Origin of the sequence: Bacillus sp. V3B, from assembly GCF_024494465.1 — a bacterium.
GTDB lineage: Bacteria > Bacillota > Bacilli > Bacillales > Cytobacillaceae > Bacillus_BD.
The window spans coordinates 1-327 of sequence record NZ_JAETXM010000099.1 but is presented as its reverse complement, the minus strand read 5'-3'; the positions used below and the strand labels follow the sequence as shown (position 1 = coordinate 327).

At 43.7% G+C, this 327-nt stretch carries 2 tRNA genes; both read left to right on the top strand.

The features are described from left to right. Positions 1–20 precede the first annotated feature (20 nt). Positions 21–96: transfer RNA gene (locus JMM81_RS22775), tRNA-Val, on the top strand. 134 nt (positions 97–230) lie between these two features. Next, positions 231–306 (top strand) — tRNA-Thr (locus tag JMM81_RS22770). Positions 307–327 lie beyond the last annotated feature (21 nt).

Sequence of the window (327 nt, the reverse complement as noted above, 5' to 3'; positions counted from 1 at the left end):
CAAGCTATTAAATTTAAAATGGAGGATTAGCTCAGCTGGGAGAGCATCTGCCTTACAAGCAGAGGGTCGGCGGTTCGATCCCGTCATCCTCCACCATATTATATTTATGCGGGCCTAGCTCAATTGGTAGAGAATCGCAGTGTCCTGAAGAGGATGCGATTTGCGAAAAAAACCAAAGGATTTTGGAGCACAAGACCACAATAATAATTCAGGAAACTAAATAATATTAAGCCGGCCTAGCTCAATTGGTAGAGCAACTGACTTGTAATCAGTAGGTTGGGGGTTCAAGTCCTCTGGCCGGCACCAGTTTTACCTTTGAATTAATAG